The organism is Halorubellus amylolyticus, assembly GCF_034808145.1.
Classification (GTDB): domain Archaea; phylum Halobacteriota; class Halobacteria; order Halobacteriales; family Natrialbaceae; genus Halorubellus.
Map to the genome: position 1 here is coordinate 387,684 of NZ_JAXHGM010000002.1, position 24,578 is coordinate 412,261.

Consider the following 24,578-nt stretch of genomic DNA (forward strand, 5'->3'; position numbering starts at 1 on the left):
GTCATGGCGATTCTCCACACCGAAGAGATCCGCGACATGACGACCACCGAACGCGAAGAGGAACTCGAGGAGCTCGAGACCGAGCTCCTGAACACCAAGGCCGTGCAGGCTGCTGGTGGAGCGCCCGACAACCCCGGGCGCGTGAGCGAGCTGAAGAAGACGATCGCTCGCATCAAGACGATTCAGACGGAAGAAGGCGACCACGAATAAGCGACCATGGCACTGACACCCGAGACACTCCCACGACACGAACTCAACGGCCTCCTCGTCGAGGTGGTCGACGCCGCGAACCCCGACCTCGTCGGGATAGCGGGTCGTGTCGTCCTCGAGTCGAGGAACACGCTGCACGTCGAGGACGTGCGCGAGGAGGGGTCTCGGGTGCGGCAGGTGCCGAAGGAGTCCGCGGTGTTCGAGTTCCAGGTCACAGATGAAGCCGCCGACCGCGAGAAGCGGTCGGGGACCACGTCGAAACTCGGCCGGGATACTGCTGGCGTCCGCGCCGGTCAGTCCGGGTCGGGCGACGGCGTGGCCTACGTTACGGTGGATGGCGACCGGTTGCTCTCACGACCCGCACTCCGATCGGAAACTGCAGGTGATTCGAAATGGCGATAGGACTGAACGTACCAGAACCGGAGGACTCCTGTGCTGACGAGGACTGTCCGTTCCACGGCTCGCTTGCCGTGCGCGGCCAGACCCTCGAAGGCACGGTAGCCTCCACCGACATGGACAAGACCGTCGTCGTCGAGCGAGAGTACGACGTGCGAGTCCCCAAGTACGACCGCTACATGAAGCGGCGTTCGCGGGTACCCGCCCATGCACCGACGTGCATGGAACTCTCGGAAGGCGACACGGTCCGCATCGCAGAGACACGACCGCTCTCGAAAACGAAATCTCACGTCGTCGTCGAAGTGCTCGACGACGAGGGAGGTGACGACTGATGGAAGCCCTGAAGGCCGACGTCACGCAGGGCCTGGAGAAGGGCTCGCTCGTGACGTGTTCGGACAACACGGGCGCTCGTGAAGTGAAGATCATCAGCGTCGCCGGCTATCACGGCACCAAGAACCGACACCCGAAGGCGGGCGTCGGTGACAAGGTGACGGTCTCGGTGACCAAGGGGACGCCCGAAGAGCGTCGTCAGGTCAAGGAGGCCGTCATCGTCCGCCAGCGCAAGCCCATCCGTCGTCCCGACGGCACTCGCGTCAAGTTCGAGGACAACGCAGCCGTCCTCGTGAACGAGAACGAGGAGCCGCAGGGGACGGAGATCAAGGGTCCGATTGCGCGCGAGGTGGCCGAACGATTCGGTTCGATTGCGTCCACTGCGACGATGATAGTATGACACGACAACCAACCAAACAGCGAAATCAGACCGAGCGTGCTTCGCTTCACGAGAAGCAGAAGCAGGTTCGTTCGACGCTCTCCGACGAGCTCCGCGAGGAGTTCGACCGTCGTCGCGCTCGCGTGAACGCGGGCGACACGGTCGAGGTGCTCCGCGGCGACTTCGCCGGCACCGAGGGCGAAGTGCTCGACGTCGACCTCCGCGAGGCGGTCGTGCACGTCGAGGACGTCACGCTCGAGAAGGCCGACGGCGAGGACGTCCCGCGCGCTCTCGACGCGTCGAACCTCCGCATCACGGACCTCGATCTCGAGGACGACGTGCGCGAGGCACGCCTCAGAGGTGATGACGAATGACGAAACACCAGAAGCGACTCTCGGTTCCGAAGTCTTGGCCCGTCGAGCGCAAGACCGAGACGTTCACCGTGAAGGCCGACGCCGGCCCGCACGGCGAGGAGGGTGTCCCGCTGGTCATCCTGCTCCGTGACGTTCTCGGGTACGTCGACTCGAAGAAGGAAGCGCGCTACGCTCTCAATCAGGGGTCCGTGCTCGTGAACGGCGACGCCGTCAGCGACGAGCAGCGCCCGATTGGGATGTTCGACATCATCGCGTTCACGGAACGCGGCGAGCATTACCGTGTGTTCCCCGACGAGGGCGGTCGACTCGCGCTCACGTCCATCGACGCGGATGCGGCGGACGCGAAGCTCGGGAAGATCGCGGACAAGCAGCAGGTCACTGGTGGTGACACGCAGCTCTCGCTCCACGACGGGCAGACGCTCCAGCTCGAGGATGCGAGCGAGTACGCCGCGAAGGACTCGATAGTCGTCGACTTCGAGAACGACGAGATCGTCGCGCACTTCCCCTACGAGGAGGGTGCGCTCGTCACGGCCGTCCGCGGCGGTCACGCCGGCGAGATCGGCGAGGTCGCGGACATCGCTGTCACGCACGGCAGCGGTTCGAACACGGTGACTGTCGAGCAGGAGGATGGCTCCTACGAGACGGTCGAGGAGTACGTCGTCGTGATCGACGAGAACTTCACCGCCTCGACGGGGGGTGAGGACTGATGAGCGAGAGCGAGTCCGTCGAGTTCCACGAGATGCGCGAACCCACGATCGAGAAGGTCGTCGTCCACATGGGCGTCGGCGAAGGTGGGCGTGCGCTCGCGGACGCGGAAGACATCATCGAGAGCGTCACCGGCCAGCAGTCCGTTCGGACGAAGGCCAAGTCGACGATGCCGGACTTCGGCATCCGTCAGGGTGACCCGATCGGTGCGAAGGTCACGCTCCGCGGTGACGACGCCGTGGAGTTCCTCGAGACGGCGCTGCCGCTCGCGGAACTCTCGACGACGCAGTTCGACGACACCGGGAACTTCAGTTTCGGTGTCGACGAGCACACGGACTTCCCGAGCCAGGAGTACGACCCGAACGTCGGGATCTACGGCTTGGACGTGACGGTGAACCTCGTGCGGCCGGGCTACCGCGTCGCGAAGCGCGACAAGCGCACGCAGAGCCTGCCGTCGAAGCATCGCCTGAACCCGGAGGACGCGGTTCGGTTCATCGATTCGACGTTCGACGTGGAGGTCAACGATGAGTGAAAGTGAACAAGAGCGCGAGCAGACCGGAGAGCACGCCGCGAAGCGGACCGGCCAGCTGGAGGAATGCCAGCGTTGCGGCCGAGAGCAGGGCCTCGTCGGGAAGTACGACATCTGGCTCTGCCGACAGTGCTTCCGAGAGATCGCTCGCGACATGGGCTTCAAGAAGTACCGATAACAATGACAGCAAGCGACCCGTTCAGCAACGCGCTCTCAGGCCTCGATAACGCCGAGAGCGTTGGGCATCTCACGCACAAGGTATCGCCCGCTTCGAACGAGATCGGTAGCGTACTCGAGGTCTTCTACGACCGCGGGTACATCGACGGCTTCGAGTACGTCGACGACGGCAAATCCGGCGAGTTCGAAATCGAATTGAAAGGCCAGATCAACGAGTGTGGCCCCGTCAAGCCCCGGTATTCGGTTGGCGCGGACGAGTTCGAGCGCTGGGAGAAGCGGTTCCTTCCGGCGCGGGACTACGGCGCGCTCATCGTGACGACGAGTCACGGCGTCATGAGTCACTACGAGGCTCGTGACAAGGGCATCGGCGGTCAGGTCATCGCGTACGTGTACTGAATCATGCGAGTAGAACTACAGATTCCGGACGACGTAACCGCCGACGTGGACCATCTCGACCTGACGGTCGAGGGTCCGAACGGATCCGTCACACGACGGCTCTGGTACCCGGACGTCTCCGTCGACGTGGCGGACGAGCAGATCGTTATCTCGTCCGATGCGGACGACGCGAAGACGACGGCGACGGTCGGAACGTTCGAGAGTCACGTCCAGAACATGTTCCACGGCGTCACCGAGGGCTGGGAGTACGAGATGGAGGTCTTCTACTCTCACTTCCCGATGCAGGTGGACGTCGAGAACGACGAGGTCGTGATCGAGAACTTCCTCGGCGAGAAGGCACCGCGGCGTACGACTATCCACGGCGACACCGACGTCTCCGTCGACGGTGAGGAGCTCACCATCAGCGGTGCGGACAAGGAGGCGGTCGGGCAGACTGCCGCGGACATCGAACAGCTCACGAAGGTCTCCGGGAAGGACACGCGCGTCTTTCAGGACGGCGTGTACATCACGCAAAAGCCCGGGAAAGGAGGTGCCTGATAGATGGCTGATCAACCCGAGAATCTCGAAGATATAAGCGGTGTCGGGCCGTCGAAGGCCGACGCGCTCGCGGACGCCGGCTACGAGTCCGTCGAGGACATCAAGGCCGCGTCCCAGTCCGAGCTTGCGGAGGTCGACGGTGTCGGGAACGCGCTCGCTGCGCGTATCAAGGCCGACGTCGGTGACCTCGAGGTCAGTGAGGACACCGAGGCGGAGATCGAGGACGACGAGCCCGAGGCCGAGGCGGCCGACGAGGACGTCGAGACCGAGCTCCAGCCGCGTGGCTTGACCGAGAAGACGCCGGAGCTGGGCGAGGAGGAGGAGCGGCTCCTCGAGCAGCGCCGTCGTGTCGGCAAACCCCAGTTCAACCGTCAGGACTACCACAAGAAGAAGCGCACGCCGACCTCGTGGCGGAAGCCGCGCGGTCAGCTGTCCAAGCAGCGACGTGGTATCAAGGGGAAGGGCGATACGGTTCAGGCTGGCTTCCGGACGCCGAAGGCGGTGCGCGGCAAGCACCCGTCGGGCTTCGAGGAGGTTCACGTGCACAACGTGGACGACCTCGAAGGCGTCGACGGTGACACGGAAGCGGTCCGTATCGCGTCCGGCGTCGGTGCTCGCAAACGCGAGCGCATCGAGGAGCACGCCGAGGACGCCGAGATCCGCGTCCTGAACCCGACCTACGTGGAAGTGGAGGTCGATTCCGATGAGTGACCTGTCCGCACAAAAGCGACTGGCTGCGGACGTCCTCGACGTCGGGAAGAGCCGCGTCTGGTTCGACCCCGACCAGCAGGGCGAGATCGCGGAAGCGATCACGCGCGAGGACATCCGCGAGCTCGTCGACGACGGGACGATTCGAGCAGAGGAGAAGAAAGGTATCTCGAAAGGGCGGTCGCGCGAGCGCAAAGCGAAGCGCGCGTACGGCCACCAGAAGGGCCCGGGCTCCCGGAAAGGGAAGGCCGGTGCTCGCGAGGACTCGAAGGATGCGTGGGAGAAGCGCATTCGCGCGCAGCGAAAGAAGCTCAACGAACTCCGCGGGAACGGCGACATCGACCGTTCGCAGTACCGCGAGCTCTACAACAAGGCTCGTGGTGGGGAGTTCCGGAGCGTCCAGTACCTGTTGAACTACATCGACAACAACTACGGTGACGAATAATGGCGACAGGACCACGATACAAGGTTCCGATGCGACGTCGCCGCGAGGTCCGTACGGACTACCATCAGAGGTTGCGCCTCCTGAAATCCGGGAAGCCGCGCCTGGTCGCTCGAAAGAGCAACCGGCACGTCACGGCGCAGCTGGTGCTCCCTGGTCCGGACGGTGACGACACGCTCGCGGCTGCACACTCGAGCGATCTCGACGAATTTGGATGGGAGGCTCCGACGGGGAACCTTCCGGCTGCGTACCTGACCGGCCTTCTGGCGGGTCAGCGCGCGGTCGAGGCTGGTCTCGAGGAGGCGGTCCTCGACATCGGTCTGAACACGGCGACGCCCGGCAGTAAGGTGTTCGCCATCCAGGAGGGCGCGATCGACGCGGGCCTGGAGATCCCTCACAACGACGCGGTGCTCGCGGAGTGGCCGCGCAACCGCGGTGAACACATCGCCGAGTATGCAGAACAGCTCGACGAACCGCTCTACACGGGCGAGTTCGACGCAACAGATCTTCCCGAGCACTTCGACGAAGTGCGGGAAACCCTCATGGAACAATGAGTAACAACAACTACAACGACGGCTGGGAACCCGTCACTCGGCTCGGTAAGAAGGTGCAGGAGGGCGACATCGAGACGATGGAGCAGGCCCTCAACTCGGGGCTTCCGCTGAAGGAGGCCGAGGTCGTCGATCAGCTCCTGCCGGGGCTGGACGACGAGGTGCTGGACATCAACATGGTCCAGCGCATGACCGACTCCGGGCGACGGGTGAAGTTCCGCTGTGTGGTCGCGATCGGTAACCGCGACGGCTACGTCGGGTACGCCGAGGGTCGCGACGACCAGGTCGGTGCTGCCATCCAGAAGGCCATCGATATCGCGAAACTGAACATCATCGACGTGCCCCGCGGGTCGGGGTCGTGGGAGGACCGTTCGACGAAGCCGCACTCGCTCACGCACAAGACGAGCGGGAAGGCGGGTTCGGTCGAGGTCGAACTCATTCCGGCGCCGCTCGGGCTCGGGCTCGCGGCGAGCGAGACGGTCCGGAACGTCCTGGAGCTCGCTGGCGTGGAGGACGCGTGGACGAAGTCCTACGGGAACACGCGGACGACCGTGAACCTGGCGAAGGCGACGTTCAACGCGCTCCAGAACGCGTCGCAGTCTCGTGGTGCTCGCACGCGCGGGCAGTCCGAGGGTGCAGGGGAGGTAGAACAATGAAGGCTGTCGTTCAGTTGCGCGGTGAGGTCGACATGGCTGGCGACATCAAGGACACGCTGGAGATGCTGAACGTCCACGAGGTCAATCACTGTGCGCTGGTTCCGGAGACGGACAGCTACACGGGGATGTTGACGAAGGTCAACGACTACGTGGCGATGGGTGAACCCAGCGAGGACGTCCTCGCGACTATCCTCGAGACGCGCGCGGAGCCGCTCGAGGGGAGTGCGGACGTGGACGCCGAGTACCTCGGCGAGCACACGGACTTCGAGGACTTCGAGGGTCTTGCGGCGGCGTTGATCGCGGAGGAGACGACGCTCCGCGAGCAGGGTCTGGCACCGTGCCTGCGCCTGCACCCGCCCCGGAAGGGTCACGATGGTATCAAGCACCCCACCCAGGAGAGCGGCGACATCGGGAAGCACTCCACGGGTGAGATCGACGGGCTCCTCAAGGCGATGCGATAACCATGACGAGCAAGAAACGTAGACAGCGCGGGTCGCGCACGCACAGCGGTGGTAGTCACAAGAACCGGCGTGGTGCCGGGCACCGCGGTGGGCGTGGTCGCGCAGGACGGACGAAGCACGAGTTCCACAACTACGAGCCGATCGGTAAACACGGCTTCAAGCGCCCGCAGGACGCGCAGGACGACGTCGTCGAGATCTCGGTGCAGAAGCTCGACGAGGACGCGGTCCTGTTCGCTGCCGAGGGTGACGCTGAGAAGGACGGCGACGCGTACGTCATCGACGCGCGCGACGTCGTCGAGGATGCCTGGGAGGCTGACGCGGTGAAGGTCCTCGGGAACGGGCAGGTTCGGAACGAACTGCACGTTGTCGCGGACGCGTTCACGGCGAGCGCTCGTGGCCTCATCGAGGAAGCCGGTGGCAGTGCGGAGCTCTCCGAGCGCGGCGAAGCGCTCGCCGAATCGGAAGACACTCAGGGAACGGACGACGACGAGGAGTAATTCATGGGATGGAAGGAGGCTGCGGAACCGGTACTCACGCGGATGCCCTCGGTCACACGACCGGAGGGTCACGTGCCGTTCAAGCGCAAACTGATGTGGACCGGTGGCGTGCTCGTGTTGTACTTCTTCCTCACGAGCGTCCCCCTCTGGGGGCTGCCGGCTGGCGGTGGCCAGGACCTGTTCGGGCAGTTCCGCGCGATCCTCGCGGGCGGCCAGTTCACGATCCTGCATCTCGGTATCGGACCGATCGTCACGGCGAGCATCGTCCTGCAGTTGCTCGGGGGCGCGAACCTCCTCGGGTTGGACACGGACGATCCGCGTGATCAGGTGCTCTATCAGGGCCTCCAGAAACTCCTCGTCGTGTTCATGATCGTCCTGACGGGGCTGCCGATGGTCCTCAGCGGGTTCCTGCCCGCGGACCCCCAGCTCGCCCAGCAACTCAACATCGGCATTGCCGGTGTTCAGGGGCTGTTGTTCGCTCAGATCTTCATCGGTGGCCTCCTCATCCTGTTCATGGACGAGGTCATCTCGAAGTGGGGTGTCGGGTCCGGTATCGGACTGTTCATCGTCGCTGGCGTCTCCGAGAGTCTCGTCACGGGTATCATCGGGCCGCGGAACGGCCTGGTGTTCAACTGGGCGGGGATGGTCCTCGGTGATACGGCGCTGTCGGTGGACAACGTCCTCGGGTCCCAGGGGCAGGTCATCGCGCTCATCACGACGCTCGCGATCTTCGTGATCGTCGTGTACGCGGAGTCCGTTCGTATCGAGATTCCGCTGAGTCACGCTCGCGTGAAGGGTGCACGTGGTCGGTTCCCCGTGAAGCTCATCTACGCGAGCGTCCTGCCGATGATCCTCGTTCGCGCGCTGCAGGCGAACCTCCAGTTCCTCGGGCGTATCATCGTCTCGCAGGCTGGGTCGGCGACGGCGGACGGCCGGGTCGTCATCGAGCTCCTCGGCATGAAGATGCCGTGGCTCGGACTGTACTCGACGACCCAGCAGGGGCCGAACAGTCCGGTCGGTGGACTGTTCTACTACCTGGCGCCGATCCGGCAGCCGACGGACTGGATGTGGTGGCTGGCGAGCGGCCCGAGCCAGGAGGTCTGGCAGATTGTCACTCGCGTCACGGTCGACCTGACGTTCATGATCATCGGCGGTGCGATCTTCGCCATCTTCTGGGTGGAGACCGCCGACATGGGCCCACGGTCGACCGCGAAACAGATCCAGAACTCGGGGATGCAGATTCCCGGGTTCCGGCAGAACGTCGGCGTCATCGAGAAGGTGATGGAGCGGTACATCCCGCACGTCACCGTCATCGGTGGTGCGCTCGTCGGACTGCTCGCGGTCATGGCGAACATGCTCGGCACCATCGGTGGTGTCTCCGGGACTGGGTTGCTGCTCGCGGTCTCCATCACGTACAAGCTGTACGAGGAGATCGCCGAGGAGCAGCTCATGGAGATGCATCCGATGATGCGCCAGATGTTCGGCGACTGACTGCGGTCCGTCCGTCGTTCGACCGCTCGCTGCGGTCCCGTCTCTCTTCGCGTGTTCGTCTCTCTCAGTGACGTCTCCGCGCTGTTCCGCGCTCGGCCCTGGCGTGTCTCTCGGTCTGCTGTGGTGTGCGGGGCCGGTCGAGTACGAGTCTGAGAGGTCTCTGTGACGGTTCGTGCCCCCGTTGGTTCCGTGGTCGACGTGGCTGTGGGTCGTCGAGCGTCCTCGACGCTGCCGTCCTCGATTGCGAATTCGGCGTCGTTCAGGTCGCGTGCGACGGCGGCGGAGAGGTCGCTGTCGGGGCCGCCTACGGTCGGGACGAGCAGGTGCCCGGGGTCAAACTCGCGGTCTTTGAGGACGAGGAAGTCACAGGTGAGGGCGCCCGTCAGTTCGTCGATTCGGGATTCGGCGCGGCCGTTCGAGTGCGGCCCCACCTCCTCACGCAGACGTCGGCGTCGTACGTGCGAGCAGCGTCGAACATCTCCTCGAACGCACGATGCGAGATGATGGTGTGCGTCTCGACGTCCACGCCGAACACGACTGCGGTACTTGACGTGCGACTCTCGGACGCCGCCGGTAGCCGACTATCGAACGCGGACGTCACCGATACGGTCCGGTGTGGTCGACGCGACCACGGTCCACTCGTGTGGGGTCCCAGCGATCCCTCGACACCGTAGCTCTCGTACGTCGCCTCGACGCCGGACGTCGACCCGGCCGCCGAACAGATGGGCGAGCTGGGCGAGCACGGGGTCGTCCGTCGTGTTCGTGTACACCGGATAGATACCGAGTGCGTCGGGTGCGTCCCCGAGTACGAGCAACTGGTGCGTGAACCGCGCAACGGTCTCGACGTCCCCGCCGAGGACGAGGCGTGAAAGCGAGTCGAACAGGACGTGCCGCGTCGACACCCCGCGGTCGAACAGCGTCGACAGGCACTCGTGTACCGCTCGACTCGTCCCCGTCAGATCCATCGGCGACCGCACCCGCCAGTGGAGCGGACGGGGATTCGCACGGACTGCTTCCCCCTGCGGTCGCGCGTCCACGACCGCGACGTCCTCGCGAGCGACGCCCGAGACGCGGCGCTCGACGCGATCGACGAGCGTCCGCGGGTCGACACCCGTCGTCACCACGACGACACCGTCACCGTCGCTCGCAGCCCGATCGAGCAGCCCCATCGGCACCCCTCGGAGTACGTCCTTCGACGCACCCGCAACGAGCACGCTCCCCGTCCCATCGAGACCTCCCTCGGGGATTGCGCTCGCTACCTCGTTGCCCTCGGACACGTGAACCCACCCATCTGCATTCGTCAGAAACAGGTCAGTGAACGGCTTAACACTGACGGCACCCCGCACCCGCACCCTCACATGCCGTGGAACGACCGGAAGACGACCGCGACTCCCGGTGGAACCACGCCGGATTCCGAACGGAACCCCGAGAACACCCACGAAGCGCTCGCACGACCGCGACCCCCCGTACTCGCCAGCACGTCGCTTCGAGACACACGCCCCACTCCCACACGGACCACCCCTGCACGCGATGCTCACCTCATGCTAACAGCTCAGCGAACAGGTAACGAAAGAGAATTGGCTTTTCTAGCCTTTGAGGTGCCTAAAACTCTCGTTGATGGAGAGTTAGGGGATAAGAAGTGGGACCGCCGAGAGTCGAACTCGGGTCCTACGGACCCCATCCGCAGAGGATACCACTACCCCACGGTCCCTGTACTCAGACGATTGGTCGGTTCGTGTTTAAGGGTGTCGTTTCGGGTGCGCCCGCTCGTGGTTTGCTAGACGAGCACGCGTTCGAGGGCGACGACCTCGCCGCTGTCGGCGTCGGCGTCGCCGGTGAGGCGGCCGAGGGCGACGACGGCGTCGTTCGGCGTGTAGGCGGCGACGATGCTGTCGACGGTGTCGGGGTCGGGGGCGTCGATGACGCCGGGGGCGTAGATGGGGGCGCCGTCGGCGACGGCTTCGGCGGCGCTCGGTGCGATGGTGACGCGCGGGAGGTGTTCGAGTGCGCGTTCGGCGGGGTGGAGGACTTCGCGGAGCGGGTCGTCGTCCTCGTGGTCGAGCCAGTCGTGGATGGCGTCGACGAGGTCGTGGAGGGTGACGAGCGTCGCGTCGTCGAACGGCGTGGTTGCGGTCCGCCTGAGGTGCCCCATGTGCGCGCCGGTGCCGGCGGCGAGCCCGATGTCGTGACAGAGCTTTCGGATGTAGGTTCCGGGCTCGCAGCGGATGCGGAGGAGTGCGCGACGCTGCTCGACCTCGAGGACGTCCAGTTCGAGTATCTCGCGGGTGCGGAGTCGCCGAGAGACCGCGGACTTCCGCGGTGGTTTCTGGTAGATGTCGCCTTCGAACTCCGCGACGACGGCTTCCAGGTCGCTCGGTGCGTCCGCGTGGAGTTCGAGGACGCTCACGTACTCCTTGTGGCCTTCGCCGAACGCTTGGGCGACGCGGGTGGCGTCGCCGGTGAGCATCGGGAGGCAGCCGGTGACCTTCGGGTCGAGCGTCCCGGCGTGGGCCGCGCCGTCGACCGAGAGGTCGTCGCGGGCGCGGCCCGCTGCTTGCGCGTCCGCGAGCGCGTCGCTGGCGGCGTCGCGCACCCACGCTGCGACCTGGTGCGCGCTCGGCCCCGGCGGCTTGTCGAGGTTCACGACGCCGAACGCGAGCAGTTCCGCGGGCGACCGGTCCTCGGGGGCGCGTCGAGCCATCAGAACTCGACGGCGAGGTCGACGGGTTCCTTGCCCTCGTCGCGGTCGCCGTCGTACGCTTCGACGGCGCCGACGAGGACGTCCACCATCTCGTCCTCGCCCCAGCGTGCGGTGTTCATCGACAGGTCGTAAATCGAGCGGTCGTCGATGTCGATCCCGTAGTACTCCATGTAGCGCTTCGCTTCGCTGGATTCGCGTGCCGCGGTCTCCTCGGCGGCCGACTCGGGGTTCTTCCCTTCGCGGTCGGCGATACGCGTGCCGCGTACGGAGACGGGGGCGTCCAGCCAGAACCGGAAGTCGGCGTGGTCGCCGGCGAGCCAGCCGGCGAGGCGGGATTCGAGGACGACGTCCTCGCGTTCGCGAGCGATCTCCTGTAGGCGCGCGTCGAGGTCCCGGTCGATCTGGTCGTCCTCTTCGGCGAGCTTGTTGAACTCGAGGGGCGTGTAGCCGCGTTCGTCCGCGAGCTCTCTGAAGATGTCGCCACCGGAGATGTGTTCCAGTTCGAACGCGTCAGCGAGCGCGGGCGCCGCGGTGCTCTTCCCGCTCCCGGGCGGGCCAGAGACGGTCAACAACATATGCCTTCTCCGAGCGTCCCGGTAAAAGGAATTGTGAATCGCGGTTCGGGTTGCGGCCTCACTGGTGGCCGGACGTCCGGCGGGTCGAGAGTGGGAGTTCCCGGCGCTTCGCGCGACTCGCGGGACTGCACTCGGTCGTCGTCGAGGTTCCCGAGGAGGTGCTCGACGGCGTCTCGTCTTGGGTCGTGTGCGCGCCCGGTGCGGTCGCTCGCTATGGATTCGTCGACGGGACGCGCCATCGACTCGTCGACGGCCGTTCCGAGCGCGTCCGCCGCGAGGTCGATGACGTCCTCGAGCGTGCTCGACGCGTGCGGTCTCGAAGGTGACGTCGCGGTGTCCGCGGGACAACGCGGTGACGGCGCAGCCGGCGGCCGCGAAGTCGGAGACGACGTTCGGACCAGCTACTGTCACGACCGGATCGAGAGAACTCGTCGCCGAAGTGCGACTCGAACGTGGTGAGACGAGCCGAGAGAACGCGCGGCGGCCCGGAGCGTGAGACGCCGTCAGGACGGCGAGGGCGTGTCGAGGTCGAGCGCCTTCCGCATCACCTGCGTGAACCCCATCGAGCACAGGAAGTAGAACGCGATCCACGCGGGGAGCGGGCCGATGCTGCCGTTCTTCCACGTCACTTCGCCGGCGAACGGCATCACGACGGTCTGTTCGAGACCCTGGAGGTGGCCGGCGCCGCCGCGCGTCCCGATCATCCAGTACATCCAGAGGAACGCGGGGATGGTGAGGAGCGTGATCCACGCCATCGGGCGGAAGTTCTCCTTCATCATGTTCATCTGGTCGCCCATCGCGTCCATGCGTTCCTCCTGAATGCGGTCGACGGCGGCGTCGTCGCCGCGTTCCTTCGCTTCCTGCTCGCGTTCCTGGAGCGCCTGGAACTTCTCCTGGTACGCCGCGACCTTGTCCTGGTCGACCATGTTCGCCTGGAGGAGCGACGAGTACAGGCCCGTGACGAGCGATATCGCGAGGATGACCGCGTAGAACGGGAGTGCGGCGTCGAGCGGGCCGAGGACGAGGTCGACGACGCCGCCGACGACTTGCCGGATCGGGTCGAAGTAGTAGCCGGCCATGAGGACGAGCGTGCCGACGCCGGCGAGCTTGTCGCGGGTCTTCCAGCTCGACCCGGAGTCCTCGACCTCGGGGATGTCCTCGATCTCGTAGTCTTCGTCGCCGTTCCCGTCGAGGACGTCCACGACCGCGTCGGCGTCGGCGAACTCGAAGCCGTCGTCGCCGTCGACGAGGATGTCCTTCTCGAGGAGGCGACCCCACTGGCCGGACGAGATGTCGTCTTTCACGTCCGTCCAGCGGACCACGCCGTCGTTGTCGTCGGCGACCTCGCGAACTGTCTCGAGCGCTTCGCGCATCTCCGCGCTCTCGTTCGCGAGTGTCGCCGCCTTCTCAGCGGTACGCGCCATTTGCAGGCCCTAAGCGATGCCCGGTAAAGAAGCTTTTACTCTCCGTCGCGTCACGCCGGTGCGCGGTCGCAGCGGGTGATGCCTCTCGCGGGGAACCCGGTCTCGAGGGTCTTCTCGCTGCGAACCTGATATCGTGGGAACCGGCGCGTGCGAGCGGTCAGGCGTTGCTCTCGATGGCGGCTTCGACGTCCTCCCAGACGGCGTCGGGCGCGCGTTCCCCGTCGACGGCGACGAAGTCCTCGCGGTCGCTGTAGTGGTCGATGACCGGCTGGGTGTTGTCGTCGAAGACGTCGAGGCGGTTCTGGACGGCTTCCTCGGTGTCGTCCTCGCGCTGGACGAGGTCGCCGCCGCAGTCGTCGCAGACGCCCTCGGTCTCGGGCTGGTCGAACTCGACGTGGTAGTTCGTGCCGCAGTCGTCGCAGACGCGACGGCCGGTGAGGCGGTCGACGAGCTCGTCGCGGGAGACGTCGAGGTGGAGGACGACGTCGAGGTCGGTCATCCCTTCGAGCTCCGTGGCCTGTTCGAGGTTCCGCGGGTAGCCGTCGAGGACGTAACCGTCCGCCGACGAGAGGGCCTCTTCGACGATGGCGTTGACGACGGCGTCGGGGACGAGGTCGCCGGCCTCCATGTACTCGCGGGGGGTGTCGTACTCGGTGTCCATGTCGCTGATGTCCATGTCCTTGTTCGCGCGGAGCGCGTCGCCGGTGGTGACGTGCTCGACGTCGAACGCGTCGGCGATGCGTGCGGACTGCGTGCCCTTGCCTGCGCCCGGTGCGCCGAGGATGAGTACGTGCGGGTTGCTCATACACGACCCGTCTCGGCCCGGGTTTAAATCGTTGTAGAAACGCGCTCGATGTTACCGCGAGTGCACGCATCGACGAGCGCGGTCGGCGGACCGACCGGTCGGGTTTCGCGGTGAACGAACGCTACTTGAGGTCGGGGGCCGACGCGTGGTGTATGGACGTTTCGCTCGTCGTGCTCGACGGCTGGGGATTGAACGACGACCCGGGCGACCACCGGGACGCGGTCGCGGCGGCGCATACACCGGTCTTTGACCGGTTGTGCCGCCAAGGTGCGCGTGGCCGGCTCGCGGTGTCGGGGCGACGCGTCGGGTTGCCGGACGGCCAGATGGGGAACTCCGAGGTCGGGCACCTGAACATCGGTGCGGGCCGGGTGGTCCGCCAGGAGTACACGCGTATCAGCGACGCCATCGAGGACGGGTCGTTCTTCGAGAACGACGGGTTGGCGTCGGCGTTCGAGTACGCGGCCGACACGGGTGGTCGCGTGCACTTCGTCGGGCTGGTGAGCGACGGTGGCGTGCATTCGAGCCAGGAGCACCTGCACGCGCTCGTGGAGATGGCCGCCGACCGCGGCGTCGACGCGGTGACGCACGCGTTCACGGACGGCCGCGATACCGCGCCGGAGTCGGGCGCCGGGTTCCTCGCGGACCTCGAGGCCGTCGTGGACGCGCACGGCACGGGCGACGTGGCGAGCGTGACGGGTCGGTACTACGGGATGGACCGCGACCGGAACTGGGAGCGCACGAGGGCGGCGTACGACGCGGTCGTCGAGCGCGACGCCGAGCATCACGCGGACTCGGCGGTCGAGGCGGTCGAGGCGAGCTACGACCGCGGCGACACCGACGAGTTCGTCGAACCGACGACGGTCGGCGAGCACGCGGGCGTCGAGAGCGGCGACGCGGTCGTGTTCTTCAACTTCCGCGCGGACCGCGCCCGCCAGCTCACGCGCATGCTCGCCGACGACCCGCCGGAGGACGACTCAGTCGCGGCCTCGGACGTCGACTGGCCCGACGCCCCGAAGCTCCGTCTGGTGACGATGACGGCGTACGACGAGGGGTTCGACGTCCCGGTCGCGTACCCGCCGACGTACCCCGAGGACGTCCTCGGCGAGGTGCTCGCGGACCACGGGAAGACCCAGTTACGGATGGCGGAGTCCGAGAAGTACGCGCACGTGACGTACTTCCTGAACGGCGGCCGCGAGGGCGCGTTCGACGGCGAGACCCGGGAGATAGTCGAGAGCCCGGACGTGCCGACGTACGACGAGACGCCGGCGATGAGCGCCCGGGAACTCACCGACAGCGCAACCGCTCGCATCGAGCGCGACGACCCCGACGTCCTCGTCCTGAACTACGCGAACCCGGACATGGTCGGGCACACTGGCGACTACCGCGCCGCCGTCGAGGCGGTCGAGGCGGTCGACACGCAACTCGGCCGCCTCGCGGAGGCCGTGCACGCCGCCGGCGGCGACCTCGTGGTGACGGCGGACCACGGGAACGCCGACGACATGGGCACGGCGGACGACCCCCACACCGCGCACACGTACAACGACGTCCCGTTCGCGTACGTCGCTGGGGACGGAACCGACGGTGGCGTTCGCGTCCGCGAGGGCGGGTCGCTCTGTGACGTCGCGCCGACGCTCCTCCACCTCGCGGACGTCCCGAAGCCGCCCGCGATGACCGGCGAGTCGCTGCTCGTCGACGACGACTGACCGCCACCGGAGCGTGCGGCGTGCTACCGCGAATCACGCCGCAGTGCGGGAGTTTATCTGATTCCTGTTGCTAGACCACCTGTGCAGAGTCCGTTCGACGTGCTGGGGGTCGACCGGAACGCGGGGGAGGACGAGATTCGTCGCGCGTACCGACAGCGCGCCAAGGAGACCCACCCCGACCAGGGCGGGACGCGCCGCCAGTTCCGGCTCGTGAAGGCCGCGTACGAGGAGCTGTCCGCGGGCGGCGGCCGCGACTGGGACGAGGTCGCGGCCGACGAGGAGGGAGAGACGCTCGCGCGCACCGAGTCCGTCGTCGAGTACCTCGACTACGACGCCATCGTCGAGCAGGGCTGGAGTCTGGACGACGACGACCTGTTCGAGAAGGCCAACCGCGTCCGGTTCGACGGCGACACGCACGGGACGTTCGTCGTCGAGGGCGACGATAGCGTGCTCGAAGCGGCGGAGGACGCCGGGTTCGACTGGCCGTTCTCGTGCCGCGGCGGGGCGTGCGCGAACTGTGCGGTCGCGGTCCTCTCCGGCGAGATGGACATCTTCCACGACCACGTCCTCCCCGAGGAACTCACCGAGCGCGGCATCCAGCTCTCCTGTATCGGGACGCCCGCGACGAGCGACATGCAGGTCGTGTTCAACGTCAAGGACCTCCCGGAGCTCGAGGAGCATCTCCTCCCGCCACGACCGAGCTGAGGGAGCGTGGTGCACTGCCGGGCTTCGCGTTTCGTTTCTGACACCGGAAAGCCGAATACGTCGGCGGGCGAACCGTCCGCTCGTGTCTCAGGACTGGACTGATGGCGAGGACGGCGACGACTCGCTGACGGGACCGGACGGGAGCTTCGACCGCGAGCGCGTCGTCGCGATCGCGTCCGCCGTCCTCGAACGCTGGGAGCGCGACGACCACCTCGACGCGGTCCGTGGTCGCGTCCGGAACCTCTTCGTCGCGTTCGCGCTCCTCGCCACGGCGACGTGGCTGTTCGAGCCGCGCGGACTCTCCGGGTTCGTCTTCCAGACGTGGTGGCTCGCGAGCCTCCCGCTCGCCGGCCTCACGGGGACGGTCTACGTCACGCTCCGGAACCCGAACCGGGTCCGCGAGATCTGGTGGGACGACGGTGCGCTCGTCACGCTCGGACTCATCGTCGTCGCGATACTCGCGAAGGCCGCGACGAGCGGTCCGGCCGCCCGCGTCGCCTGGCAGCTCCTGTTCGCCGAGGACTCGCCGACCGGCGTCGACTACGGGTACGACGCCGCCGCCGACGGCATCGACGGCGCGCGCGTCGCCGAGATACGCGGGTACGTCAACTGGGCGATACTGGGGTCGGTCGCGCTCGTCGCCCTCGACGTCGTCGGCCGCGTGCTCTCCCGCGGCGGTCTCGACGCGGTTCTGGACCTCCTCGCCGGCACCGACGCCGGCGGCGGTGGTGGCGGAGTTCCGAGCGTGCCGGCGCTCCCCGGCGTCCCGACGGACCCGCTCTCCGTGCTCGCACTCCTCGTCGGCGCGGTCGTCGTCGGCGCGGTCGTCGGCGTCGTCGTCGCGCTCCGGCGCGAACTCTGAACGAGGCGCCTTCGGCTCCCCGTCAGTCGCCGGTCCGGAACGAGTAGTCCAGGGTGGGCGCGGAGTGCGTCAGACTCCCCATGGAGATGACGTCGACGCCCGCGTCGGCGTACGCGGGGACGTCACCGGTGGTGATGCCGCCGGAGGCCTCGACGAGGACGTTCCGACCGGCCGCGACGGCGGCGTCGTGGACCGCGTCCGCGGTCACGGCGGTCTCCTCGGGCGGCATGTTGTCGAGCAGGACGACGTCCGCGCCGGCGTCGACGGCACGAACCGCCTCCTCGCGCGTCTCCGCCTCGACCTCCACCTTCGTCGCGAACGACGCGCGCTCCCGGAAGTGCGCAACCGCGTCCTCGAGCCCCATCTCCGCGACGTGGTTGTCCTTCACCATCACCATGTGCGAGAGGTCGAGGCGGTGCGTGTCGCCGCCGCCGGCGACCACCGCGCGCTTCTCGACGCCACGCAATCCCGGCGTCGTCTTCCGGGTCGCCGCGATGGCGACGTCGTCGCTGAACTCGGCCGCGGCGTCGACCGCGCGCCGCGTCCGCGTCGCCACGCCGGACGCGTGCCCCGCGACGTTCACCGCGACCCGCTCGCCGCGGAGGGTCTCCCGGGCCGACCCCGCGGTCCGCAGGACGACGTCGCCCGGTTCGACGCGGTCGCCGTCGTCGACGCGCGCCGTGACGTCGACGTCCAGGTACGCGAACACCGCCTCGGCGGCGTCCATGCCGGCGGCGACGCCGGATTCCTTCGCGACGAGCCGCCCGCGCGCGTCGCCGGGCACGTCGTTCGTCACGTCGTGGTGGCCGACGTCCTCGCGCAGCCACCGCTCGACGTCCGCGTCCGTGATCATCGCGCTCGCCCCCGCATCTACTCCGCCCCCGGTTCCGGCGCGTCGGCCGTCGGCGTCTCGCCGTCGTGTCCCCCGTCCTCGGCGTCGACGAGGTGGTGACAGCCGACGCTCTCGTCGTTCTCGGCCGCGGCCTTCGCGACGAGGAGCGCGACGACGCTCGCGTTCCGGAGCTCGAACAGCGACCGCGTCGTGCGCGTCCGGACGTACGCGTCCACCTCGCCCTTCAACCGTCGGAGCGCCGCCTGCGCGCGCCCGAGGTCGACGGGGTCGCGGCGGAGGCCGACGCGCTCGCTCATCACGCGCCGGAGCCGCCGGAACTTCTCCGCGGCGAACCGCTCGGGGAGCTCGGGGTCGCTGTTCCGGTAGTCCGGCGCCTCGACGACGAGGGCGTCCTCGCCGAGCGAGTCGCGAGCGACCGCGTCCCGCCCGGCGCGCAGCCCCCAGACGAGGCCCTCTAGGAGGCTCGTGGACGCGAGCCGGTTCGCGCCGTGCACGCCGGTCCGCGCGCACTCGCCGACCGCGTACAGCCGGTCGAGGGACGTCCGGCCGTCGCGGTCGACGTCCACGCCACCGCACAGGAAGTGCTCGCACGGCGTCACCGGGATGCCCTCGGTCCAGTCGACGTCGCGCGCCTCGCACTTCGCGGCCAGCCCGGGGAACGCCGACTCGAACGGCTCCGCGAGCGGCGAGACGTCGAGGCGTACCTCGCCGGTCGCGTCGCGCTCGGCGTCGACGGCGCGCGCGACGACGTCCCGCGGCGCGAGCTCCGCGTCCGCGTGATAGTCCGGCATGAACCGCTCGCCGTCGCCGTTCCGGAGGTGCGCGCCCTCGCCGCGGACCGCCTCGGAGAGCAGGAACGAGTCCGCGCCGTCGTACGCCGTCGGGTGGAACTGCACGAACTCCATGTCCGCGACGTCCGCGCCGGCGAGCGCCGCCATCGCGATACCGTCGCCCGTCGACCCCGACGGGTTCGTCGACGTCTCGAACAGGTCACCGATACCACCGGTCGCGAGCACCGTCGCGTCCGCGTACACCGCCTCGCCGGCGGGCGCTCGCGGCGCCAGACCGTCGGCGTCCGCGTTCGCGTCCGCGTCCGCGTCTCCGTGCGCGCTCGCGGCGCGGTCGAGGACGGCGCCGTGCACGCGTCCCTCGTCCGTGACGAGGTCGAGCGCCGCGGTGTCCTCCAGCACCTCGACGTTCTCGACGTCGGCGAGGTGCGAGAGGAACGGCCGGAGGACGTGCTGGCCGGTCGCCGCGTCCACGTGCAGGATGCGCTCCTCGCTGTGGGCGGCCTCCCGAGCGAAGTCCAGGCCCTCGCCGGACTCGTCGAACGGCACGTTCAGGGTGTCGACGAGGACGTCCGTCACCGCCGCGGACGCCTCCTCGACGAGCACGTCGACCGCCTCGGGGTCCGCCGTCCCCGCGCTCGCGTCCAGGACGTCCCGCTTCAGCGACTCGGGACGCCCGCGCGTCGTCGCGATACCGCCCTGCGCCCAGTCCGAGGACGCGTCAGCGGGCTTCTGCGCTTTCGTCACGACGAGCACGTCCGCGCCCGCCCGGGCCGCCGCGAGCGCCGTCGCACACCCCGCGATACCGGACCCGACGACGAGCACGTCCGCCACGCGCGGACTGGTTGCGTCCGTCATGAGTCACACCTCCAGCATGCGGTCGAGCGCGACCTGCGCGAGCTCCTTCTCCTCGGGCGCGACCTCGACGACGTTCCGCTCGCGGCCCGCGACCAGCTCCTCGAGCACCCACGTCAGGTAGTTCGGGTCGATCTGGCGCATCGCGTTGCAGTCCATGCACGCGTCACCGCACAGCGGCAGGACCTCGACCTCGGGATGCCAGCGGTCCAGGTGCTTCGCGAGGTGGATCTCCGTCCCGATCGCCCACGTGTCGCCCGGGTCGGCGTCGGCGACGGTCTCGCAGATGGTCGCGGTCGACCCGACCACGTCCGCGGCCTCGACGACCTCGCGCCGGCACTCGGGGTGCACGACGACGTTCGCGTCCGGCCGCTCCGCGCGCAGGTCAGCGATATGCTCGGCGCTGAAGCGCTCGTGGACCTGACAGTAGCCGTCCCAGAGGACGATGTCGGCCTCGGCGGCCTCGCTCGCGTCCGCACCCTCGGGGTCCCACGGGTCCCACTCCGCGATCGAGTCCTCCAAGCCGAGCTCGTACGCCGTGTTCTCACCGAGGTGCTTGTCCGGGAGGAACAGGACCTTGTCGCCGCGCTCGAACGCCCACTCGAACGCGTCCGCGGCGTTCGAACTCGTGCAGACGAGGCCGCCCTGCTCCGCGCAGAACGCCTTCAAGTCCGCGTACGAGTTCATGTACGTTATCGGGATGATCTCCGACTCGGGCGCGGCCGCCGTGATCTCCTCCCACGCGGCGTCCACCTGGAGCGCCTCCGCCATCCCCGCCATCGGACACGACGCCTCCATGCTCGGGAGGACGACGGACTGGTCGTCGTCCGTGATGATGTCCGCGCTCTCGGCCATGAACGTCACGCCGCCGAAGACGACGTACTCCGCGTCCGCGTTCGCGGCCTCCTTGCTGAGCTGGTAGGAGTCGCCGACGAAGTCGCTGTGCTCGACGATCTCCCGGCGCTGGTAGTTGTGGCCGAGGACGACGACGTCGTCGCCCAGCTCGGCCTTCGCCGCCTCGATGCGCTCCCGGCGCTCGGCCTCGTCGAGGTCCCGGTAGGCCTCGGGGAGCTGCTCGAGGTTGTCGTACTTGAAGAGGCTCAACTCGGTCTCGAACGTCGCGGACTCCATCTGTGGCACTATCGACTCACCTGTTGTTACTAGCCGCTCAGAGGCCCATATTGAAGAACTTTTCTCTACAAAGCTCGATACCGGTGAGGTACCACCACCGAATCTCTCCTCGTGGTGGCTGGAAGTTGTGTGTCAACCGTTCGCAGATGAAGGATACCGACGACGCGCGACCGTCGACGAAACGTCGGAAAGAGGGCTTCGTCGGTGGGTCACGCGGTCGTCTCCTCGTCGCGGGAAGCTGACGCGTCGACGCGCTTGCCGGCGTCCCCACCATGGGTCGGTCGGAGACCGAGCGCGTCCAGTCGGATCGCTACCTGCCCGGCCTCGACCAGGGCGAACAGTGCCAGAAGCGTGACGGCGTAGACGCCGAACGGCGAGTCGCCCGGCGTCAACGGGAACGTCGCGCTGGTGACGAACAATCTCTCGAGGGACCACGACTCGGTCCCCGGAGCCGCGTCCCCCATGTCGTAGTGCGAGTGGTAGTAGACCGACGGGCCGAGTCCGAGCAGCAGGACCCACGGGACGACGCCGTCGACGGCGACGACGTCCTCGACGGTCCACCACGCGACGACGCTCGCTGCCGCGCCGAGCCACCACGCCGTCGCCGAGCTCGACTGCAGGAACGACCGGCAAGCCGCCAGCCAGCGACCGACCGTCCGACCGGCGCGAGACTCGCGGACGGACGCCACCACCGCGACGATGTCGCCGTCGCCCGACTCCGCTTCCCGGGAGCGACTGGCGACGTCCGCGTCGCCGTCGTGGAGGACCGCAACCCGCGCCGACGCCACCAACGCCACCCAGACCCCACCCCATGCGACGCCGACCGCGAGCATCGTCCTCGCGCTCGCGTCGTCGGGCACCGACGTCAGCCACGCCCACGCCGCGACGAACAGCGAGTACCCGACGCGGGCGCTTGGCGCGTCCGGCCACAGCAGCCCCCACGGGTAGCGAACGTGATAGTAGACGCACGCACCCACGGCACCGCCGAGCAACCACGGGACGAAGTCGGGGATGCCCACGACCTCGCCCAGGCCGAACCAGGTCGCGACGCCGACGGCCGCACCGAGCCACCACGCCGCCGCGGAACTCGACGCGAGGAACGCCGTCGCGCGTCCGGCTGGTGCCCGTCGCTCAGTCGGCATCGACGACGCCGGTCGGCGTCCCGCGGTTCGCGTCCTCGACCTCGCAGTCCTCGTCGCCGCCGTCGCCCTCGCCGTCCGTGTCGAGGACGTCGACGACCGCGGTCACGACGGCGAAGAAGACGACGCTGTACACGGCCAGGACCGAGACGACCCCGTCCGCGAGCGGGACGTCTTCGGGGACGAGCAGCATCGGGATCGATATCATCGCGAAGTTCCGGAGGAACCCGCGGAGCATCCCGTCCTGGCTCCATTCCGACAGGTCGTAGTGCGCGAAGTAGTACGTGCACCCGCCGACGCCGAGCGGGAGGAAGAGGTACTCGAAGAGCGACGGGTCGGCGTAGTACTCCGCCGCGAACAGCGCCGCTGCACCGACTGCGAGGGCGACGGCGAGGGCGAGCGCGCGACTGGAGCGGAGCGCGCTGACCGGGCCGCGAAGCCACTTGCGGGGGGAAGGGACCATATCTGACAGTTCCGCTCCTCGACGTATATTCCTTGTGACGTGACGGGGATGGAATCGAGGTCGCTGTGAGTCCGTCAGCGCGCGTCGCACACCGTCAGCGTGCGTCGTACACGACGTCGCCGTCGACGACGGTCATCGCGACGTCGACGTCCCGGAGGGCCTCGGGGTCGACGCTCCAGGGGTCGTCGTCGAGGACGACGAGGTCCGCGTGCTTCCCGGCCTCGACGGTCCCCATGCGGTCCTCGTCGAACCCGGCGTACGCGCCGCCGAGCGTGTACGCGCGAAGCGCCTCCGTGACGCTCAGGCGCTGCCCTTCGGCTGGCGCGCTCGCGGCCAGGGACACGCCGAGGAGCGGGTCCATCGGCATCACGTCCGAGGAGAACGCGAGGTCCACGCCCGCGTCGAGGAGGTCGCGGTAGCGGTTCGACTGCTTCCGGCGTGCCTCGCCGAGACGCTGGTCGTAGAGCCCACCGGGCTGGGCCCACTGGAGGAAGTTCGGCTGGCAGGACGCGACGACGCCGAGGTCCGCGAACCGCTCGATGTGGTCGTCGGTGACGAGTTCGACGTGCTCGACGCGATGCCGGGACTCGCCGGGTTCCTCGGTGCGCTCGTACGCGTCCAGGGTCGCGGTGATCGCCTCGTCACCGATGGCGTGCGCGGTGAACTGGAGCCCGTGGTCGTCGGCGCGGTCGACGAACGACTGGAGGTCGTCGGGGTCCACCACCCACTCGCCGCGGCCGTCGCCCTCTCGGTCGGCGTCGGCGTCACTGTCAGCCCCGCTCTCGAGGTGGCGGTCGGGAGCGTCCGCGTACGGCTCGCTGACCTTCGCGGTGCGGCCGCCGAACGACCCGTCCGTGAACGACTTCACGGCACCGACCTGCACGAACTCGCTCCCGTGGTTCGACGCGAGCCCGGCGTCTTCGAGCGCCTCCAGATGGTCAGTCCAGTAGTTGATGCGGACGCGGAGGTCGAGCGCGTTCGCGAGGTCGAGCTCGCGGTACACCTTCGGGGCTGGCGACTCGCGGACCATGTCGTGGACGGCGGTGACCCCGTGCTCGTGCGCGTAGTCGCGGGCCGCACCGAGGAGCTCCCGGGCCTCCTCGCGGTCGACCTCGGTCGCGTCCCAGAGCGGATCGACCGCGCCCTCGACGAGCACGCCAGTGGGTTCGCCGTCCTCGACCCTGACGTCCGGGTCACTGGGGTCGACGTCGAGCGCGTCGAGCGCGACCGAGTTCACGGCCGCGGTGTGCATGTCCACGCGGAGCGCGGCGACCGGCTGGTCGCTGCTGACCTCGTCGAGGTCCTCGCGCGTGAGGTAGCGGCCGTCGGCCCACGCGGACTCGTCCCACCCGAACCCGAGCAACCACTCGCGGCCCCGCGGCGCGTCCGCGTCGAGCGTCGCGACCGCGTCGTCGAGGCTCTCGGCGTCCGAGAGGTCGGCGTACACCTGGTACTGGCCGAGCTGGAGCATGTGCGTGTGCGCGTCGACGAACCCGGGGAGGAGCGTGCGGCCCCCGCAGTCGACGACGTCGGTCTCTGCGCCGACGAGGAAGTCGACCTCGTACGCGCTGTCGACGCGCACGATGCGGCCGTCGCGGACGGCGACGGCCTCGTACGTCTCGTCTGGCTCGGCGAGCGTGTGGACATCCGCGTTCGTGAACACGCGGTCCGCAGGCGTCGTCATACCCGAGAGCGACGCCCCGCGTCGGCAAGAGCCTACTGCTCGCGGCGAGCG

The 24,578-nt window shown here is 68.0% G+C and carries 31 protein-coding genes, 1 tRNA gene and 1 pseudogene; 20 read left to right on the plus strand and 13 right to left on the minus strand.

From position 1 onward, the window contains the following. The first annotated feature begins 3 nt into the window (after window positions 1–3). Genes rpmC through secY form a run of 17 tightly spaced genes read left to right on the plus strand, consistent with a single transcriptional unit; the run spans window position 4 to window position 8,839 of the window. Window positions 4–210, plus strand: a complete 207-nt coding sequence (rpmC, locus tag SM754_RS07690) for a 50S ribosomal protein L29 (protein ID WP_323675642.1) — start codon at window positions 4–6, stop codon at window positions 208–210. Window positions 211–216: 6 nt separating this feature from the next. Then, the gene (locus SM754_RS07695; protein WP_323675643.1) at window positions 217–612 is read left to right on the plus strand and encodes a ribonuclease P protein component 1; all 396 of its coding nucleotides are present in this window, start codon (window positions 217–219) and stop codon (window positions 610–612) included. Beyond that, window positions 603–938, plus strand: coding sequence for a 30S ribosomal protein S17 (locus SM754_RS07700; RefSeq protein WP_323675644.1), 336 nt, complete (start codon window positions 603–605; stop codon window positions 936–938). Before SM754_RS07695 ends, SM754_RS07700 begins: the two co-directional genes overlap by 10 nt. Further along, a complete protein-coding gene (locus SM754_RS07705) occupies window positions 938–1,336 on the plus strand; it encodes a 50S ribosomal protein L14 (RefSeq protein WP_323675645.1) in 399 nt (132 codons plus the stop codon). The genes SM754_RS07700 and SM754_RS07705 overlap by 1 nt, the downstream gene beginning before the upstream one ends. Then, entirely contained in the window at window positions 1,333–1,689 is a 357-nt protein-coding gene (rplX, locus tag SM754_RS07710) for a 50S ribosomal protein L24 (protein ID WP_323675646.1), read from the plus strand. The genes SM754_RS07705 and rplX overlap by 4 nt, the downstream gene beginning before the upstream one ends. Continuing rightward, window positions 1,686–2,396, plus strand: coding sequence for a 30S ribosomal protein S4e (locus SM754_RS07715; protein WP_323675647.1), 711 nt, complete (start codon window positions 1,686–1,688; stop codon window positions 2,394–2,396). Before rplX ends, SM754_RS07715 begins: the two co-directional genes overlap by 4 nt. Beyond that, complete coding sequence (locus tag SM754_RS07720) at window positions 2,396–2,926, plus strand: 50S ribosomal protein L5 (protein WP_501993762.1); 531 nt, start codon at window positions 2,396–2,398, stop codon at window positions 2,924–2,926. Before SM754_RS07715 ends, SM754_RS07720 begins: the two co-directional genes overlap by 1 nt. Next, complete coding sequence (locus SM754_RS07725; protein ID WP_227133684.1) at window positions 2,919–3,101, plus strand: 30S ribosomal protein S14; 183 nt, start codon at window positions 2,919–2,921, stop codon at window positions 3,099–3,101. The genes SM754_RS07720 and SM754_RS07725 overlap by 8 nt, the downstream gene beginning before the upstream one ends. A 2-nt stretch (window positions 3,102–3,103) precedes the next feature. Then, window positions 3,104–3,496 carry a 30S ribosomal protein S8 gene (locus SM754_RS07730; RefSeq protein ID WP_227133685.1) on the plus strand — a complete coding sequence of 131 codons (393 nt, stop codon included), beginning with the start codon at window positions 3,104–3,106 and terminating at the stop codon, window positions 3,494–3,496. Further along, window positions 3,497–4,033 (plus strand): 50S ribosomal protein L6, encoded by a 537-nt coding sequence (locus tag SM754_RS07735; protein WP_323675876.1) that lies wholly within the window; start codon window positions 3,497–3,499, stop codon window positions 4,031–4,033. A 3-nt stretch (window positions 4,034–4,036) separates the two neighbouring features. Next, entirely contained in the window at window positions 4,037–4,744 is a 708-nt protein-coding gene (locus tag SM754_RS07740; protein ID WP_323675648.1) for a 50S ribosomal protein L32e, read from the plus strand. Then, on the plus strand, window positions 4,737–5,186 hold the full coding sequence (locus SM754_RS07745) for a 50S ribosomal protein L19e (protein WP_227133687.1): 450 nt from the start codon (window positions 4,737–4,739) through the stop codon (window positions 5,184–5,186). The genes SM754_RS07740 and SM754_RS07745 overlap by 8 nt, the downstream gene beginning before the upstream one ends. After that, window positions 5,186–5,737 carry a 50S ribosomal protein L18 gene (locus tag SM754_RS07750; protein ID WP_323675649.1) on the plus strand — a complete coding sequence of 184 codons (552 nt, stop codon included), beginning with the start codon at window positions 5,186–5,188 and terminating at the stop codon, window positions 5,735–5,737. Before SM754_RS07745 ends, SM754_RS07750 begins: the two co-directional genes overlap by 1 nt. Continuing rightward, a complete protein-coding gene (locus SM754_RS07755; protein ID WP_227133689.1) occupies window positions 5,734–6,390 on the plus strand; it encodes a 30S ribosomal protein S5 in 657 nt (218 codons plus the stop codon). The genes SM754_RS07750 and SM754_RS07755 overlap by 4 nt, the downstream gene beginning before the upstream one ends. After that, entirely contained in the window at window positions 6,387–6,851 is a 465-nt protein-coding gene (rpmD, locus tag SM754_RS07760; RefSeq protein WP_323675650.1) for a 50S ribosomal protein L30, read from the plus strand. The genes SM754_RS07755 and rpmD overlap by 4 nt, the downstream gene beginning before the upstream one ends. Window positions 6,852–6,853: 2 nt before the next feature. Further along, a complete protein-coding gene (locus SM754_RS07765) occupies window positions 6,854–7,348 on the plus strand; it encodes an uL15m family ribosomal protein (RefSeq protein WP_323675651.1) in 495 nt (164 codons plus the stop codon). A gap of 3 nt (window positions 7,349–7,351) precedes the next feature. Continuing rightward, window positions 7,352–8,839, plus strand: coding sequence for a preprotein translocase subunit SecY (gene secY, locus SM754_RS07770; protein WP_323675652.1), 1,488 nt, complete (start codon window positions 7,352–7,354; stop codon window positions 8,837–8,839). Window positions 8,840–9,027: 188 nt separating this feature from the next. On the opposite strand, the pseudogene SM754_RS20500 reads toward secY, so the two are convergent. From SM754_RS20500 to SM754_RS07805, 7 genes and pseudogenes are all read right to left on the minus strand, one after another. Further along, window positions 9,028–9,380, minus strand: a pseudogene (locus SM754_RS20500) (amino acid permease); the annotation flags it as partial. Between the two features lie 40 nt (window positions 9,381–9,420). Continuing rightward, entirely contained in the window at window positions 9,421–10,116 is a 696-nt protein-coding gene (locus SM754_RS07780; RefSeq protein ID WP_323675654.1) for a DUF7504 family protein, read from the minus strand. Between the two features lie 363 nt (window positions 10,117–10,479). Further along, window positions 10,480–10,550, minus strand: a tRNA-Pro gene (locus SM754_RS07785). A 66-nt stretch (window positions 10,551–10,616) separates the two neighbouring features. Further along, entirely contained in the window at window positions 10,617–11,543 is a 927-nt protein-coding gene (locus tag SM754_RS07790) for an RNA-guided pseudouridylation complex pseudouridine synthase subunit Cbf5 (protein WP_501993768.1), read from the minus strand. Beyond that, window positions 11,540–12,115 carry a (d)CMP kinase gene (cmk, locus tag SM754_RS07795; protein WP_323675656.1) on the minus strand — a complete coding sequence of 192 codons (576 nt, stop codon included), beginning with the start codon at window positions 12,113–12,115 and terminating at the stop codon, window positions 11,540–11,542. Before cmk ends, SM754_RS07790 begins: the two co-directional genes overlap by 4 nt. Window positions 12,116–12,618: 503 nt before the next feature. Continuing rightward, window positions 12,619–13,539 (minus strand): DUF106 domain-containing protein, encoded by a 921-nt coding sequence (locus SM754_RS07800; RefSeq protein WP_323675657.1) that lies wholly within the window; start codon window positions 13,537–13,539, stop codon window positions 12,619–12,621. Window positions 13,540–13,696: 157 nt separating this feature from the next. Next, window positions 13,697–14,344 (minus strand): adenylate kinase, encoded by a 648-nt coding sequence (locus SM754_RS07805; protein ID WP_323675658.1) that lies wholly within the window; start codon window positions 14,342–14,344, stop codon window positions 13,697–13,699. Between the two features lie 152 nt (window positions 14,345–14,496). On the opposite strand from SM754_RS07805, the gene gpmI reads away from it, so the two are divergent. From gpmI to SM754_RS07820, 3 genes are all read left to right on the plus strand, one after another. Beyond that, window positions 14,497–16,047 carry a 2,3-bisphosphoglycerate-independent phosphoglycerate mutase gene (gpmI, locus tag SM754_RS07810; RefSeq protein WP_323675659.1) on the plus strand — a complete coding sequence of 517 codons (1,551 nt, stop codon included), beginning with the start codon at window positions 14,497–14,499 and terminating at the stop codon, window positions 16,045–16,047. Between the two features lie 81 nt (window positions 16,048–16,128). Then, a complete protein-coding gene (gene fer, locus SM754_RS07815; RefSeq protein WP_323675660.1) occupies window positions 16,129–16,752 on the plus strand; it encodes a ferredoxin Fer in 624 nt (207 codons plus the stop codon). An 82-nt stretch (window positions 16,753–16,834) separates the two neighbouring features. Further along, window positions 16,835–17,614: a hypothetical protein gene (locus SM754_RS07820; RefSeq protein WP_323675661.1), complete on the plus strand. Its 780-nt coding sequence runs from the start codon at window positions 16,835–16,837 to the stop codon at window positions 17,612–17,614. A gap of 22 nt (window positions 17,615–17,636) precedes the next feature. Here SM754_RS07820 and nadC read toward each other — a convergent pair whose 3' ends face one another. The 6 genes from nadC to SM754_RS07850 form a co-directional block, all read right to left on the minus strand. Next, the gene (gene nadC, locus SM754_RS07825) at window positions 17,637–18,467 is read right to left on the minus strand and encodes a carboxylating nicotinate-nucleotide diphosphorylase (protein WP_323675662.1); all 831 of its coding nucleotides are present in this window, start codon (window positions 18,465–18,467) and stop codon (window positions 17,637–17,639) included. A 17-nt stretch (window positions 18,468–18,484) separates the two neighbouring features. After that, on the minus strand, window positions 18,485–20,113 hold the full coding sequence (locus SM754_RS07830) for an L-aspartate oxidase (RefSeq protein ID WP_323675663.1): 1,629 nt from the start codon (window positions 20,111–20,113) through the stop codon (window positions 18,485–18,487). 3 nt (window positions 20,114–20,116) lie between these two features. Beyond that, window positions 20,117–21,241, minus strand: a complete 1,125-nt coding sequence (gene nadA / locus SM754_RS07835; RefSeq protein ID WP_323675664.1) for a quinolinate synthase NadA — start codon at window positions 21,239–21,241, stop codon at window positions 20,117–20,119. Window positions 21,242–21,450: 209 nt separating this feature from the next. Beyond that, on the minus strand, window positions 21,451–22,383 hold the full coding sequence (locus SM754_RS07840) for a hypothetical protein (protein ID WP_323675665.1): 933 nt from the start codon (window positions 22,381–22,383) through the stop codon (window positions 21,451–21,453). Beyond that, window positions 22,373–22,843, minus strand: a complete 471-nt coding sequence (locus SM754_RS07845; protein ID WP_323675666.1) for a hypothetical protein — start codon at window positions 22,841–22,843, stop codon at window positions 22,373–22,375. Before SM754_RS07845 ends, SM754_RS07840 begins: the two co-directional genes overlap by 11 nt. 94 nt (window positions 22,844–22,937) lie before the next feature. Next, on the minus strand, window positions 22,938–24,527 hold the full coding sequence (locus SM754_RS07850; protein ID WP_323675667.1) for an amidohydrolase: 1,590 nt from the start codon (window positions 24,525–24,527) through the stop codon (window positions 22,938–22,940). Window positions 24,528–24,578: the final 51 nt, after the last annotated feature.

Bases quoted from the DNA above. Each gene is read 5' to 3' on its own strand.
- nadA (WP_323675664.1), bottom strand. From the start codon at position 21,241: ATGGAGTCCGCGACGTTCGAGACCGAGTTGAGCCTCTTCAAGTACGAC.
- rplX (WP_323675646.1), top strand. From the start codon at position 1,333: ATGACACGACAACCAACCAAACAGCGAAATCAGACCGAGCGTGCTTCG.
- SM754_RS07715 (WP_323675647.1), top strand. From the start codon at position 1,686: ATGACGAAACACCAGAAGCGACTCTCGGTTCCGAAGTCTTGGCCCGTC.
- SM754_RS07800 (WP_323675657.1), bottom strand. From the start codon at position 13,539: ATGGCGCGTACCGCTGAGAAGGCGGCGACACTCGCGAACGAGAGCGCG.
- SM754_RS07705 (WP_323675645.1), top strand. From the start codon at position 938: ATGGAAGCCCTGAAGGCCGACGTCACGCAGGGCCTGGAGAAGGGCTCG.
- gpmI (WP_323675659.1), top strand. From the start codon at position 14,497: ATGGACGTTTCGCTCGTCGTGCTCGACGGCTGGGGATTGAACGACGAC.
- SM754_RS07750 (WP_323675649.1), top strand. From the start codon at position 5,186: ATGGCGACAGGACCACGATACAAGGTTCCGATGCGACGTCGCCGCGAG.
- SM754_RS07850 (WP_323675667.1), bottom strand. From the start codon at position 24,527: ATGACGACGCCTGCGGACCGCGTGTTCACGAACGCGGATGTCCACACG.
- SM754_RS07700 (WP_323675644.1), top strand. From the start codon at position 603: ATGGCGATAGGACTGAACGTACCAGAACCGGAGGACTCCTGTGCTGAC.
- secY (WP_323675652.1), top strand. From the start codon at position 7,352: ATGGGATGGAAGGAGGCTGCGGAACCGGTACTCACGCGGATGCCCTCG.
- SM754_RS07745 (WP_227133687.1), top strand. From the start codon at position 4,737: ATGAGTGACCTGTCCGCACAAAAGCGACTGGCTGCGGACGTCCTCGAC.
- SM754_RS07765 (WP_323675651.1), top strand. From the start codon at position 6,854: ATGACGAGCAAGAAACGTAGACAGCGCGGGTCGCGCACGCACAGCGGT.
- SM754_RS07725 (WP_227133684.1), top strand. From the start codon at position 2,919: ATGAGTGAAAGTGAACAAGAGCGCGAGCAGACCGGAGAGCACGCCGCG.
- SM754_RS07840 (WP_323675665.1), bottom strand. From the start codon at position 22,383: ATGCCGACTGAGCGACGGGCACCAGCCGGACGCGCGACGGCGTTCCTC.
- cmk (WP_323675656.1), bottom strand. From the start codon at position 12,115: ATGTTGTTGACCGTCTCTGGCCCGCCCGGGAGCGGGAAGAGCACCGCG.
- nadC (WP_323675662.1), bottom strand. From the start codon at position 18,467: ATGATCACGGACGCGGACGTCGAGCGGTGGCTGCGCGAGGACGTCGGC.
- SM754_RS07730 (WP_227133685.1), top strand. From the start codon at position 3,104: ATGACAGCAAGCGACCCGTTCAGCAACGCGCTCTCAGGCCTCGATAAC.
- rpmD (WP_323675650.1), top strand. From the start codon at position 6,387: ATGAAGGCTGTCGTTCAGTTGCGCGGTGAGGTCGACATGGCTGGCGAC.
- SM754_RS07805 (WP_323675658.1), bottom strand. From the start codon at position 14,344: ATGAGCAACCCGCACGTACTCATCCTCGGCGCACCGGGCGCAGGCAAG.
- SM754_RS07845 (WP_323675666.1), bottom strand. From the start codon at position 22,843: ATGGTCCCTTCCCCCCGCAAGTGGCTTCGCGGCCCGGTCAGCGCGCTC.
- SM754_RS07830 (WP_323675663.1), bottom strand. From the start codon at position 20,113: ATGACGGACGCAACCAGTCCGCGCGTGGCGGACGTGCTCGTCGTCGGG.
- SM754_RS07720 (WP_501993762.1), top strand. From the start codon at position 2,396: ATGAGCGAGAGCGAGTCCGTCGAGTTCCACGAGATGCGCGAACCCACG.
- SM754_RS07755 (WP_227133689.1), top strand. From the start codon at position 5,734: ATGAGTAACAACAACTACAACGACGGCTGGGAACCCGTCACTCGGCTC.
- SM754_RS07740 (WP_323675648.1), top strand. From the start codon at position 4,037: ATGGCTGATCAACCCGAGAATCTCGAAGATATAAGCGGTGTCGGGCCG.
- SM754_RS07695 (WP_323675643.1), top strand. From the start codon at position 217: ATGGCACTGACACCCGAGACACTCCCACGACACGAACTCAACGGCCTC.
- rpmC (WP_323675642.1), top strand. From the start codon at position 4: ATGGCGATTCTCCACACCGAAGAGATCCGCGACATGACGACCACCGAA.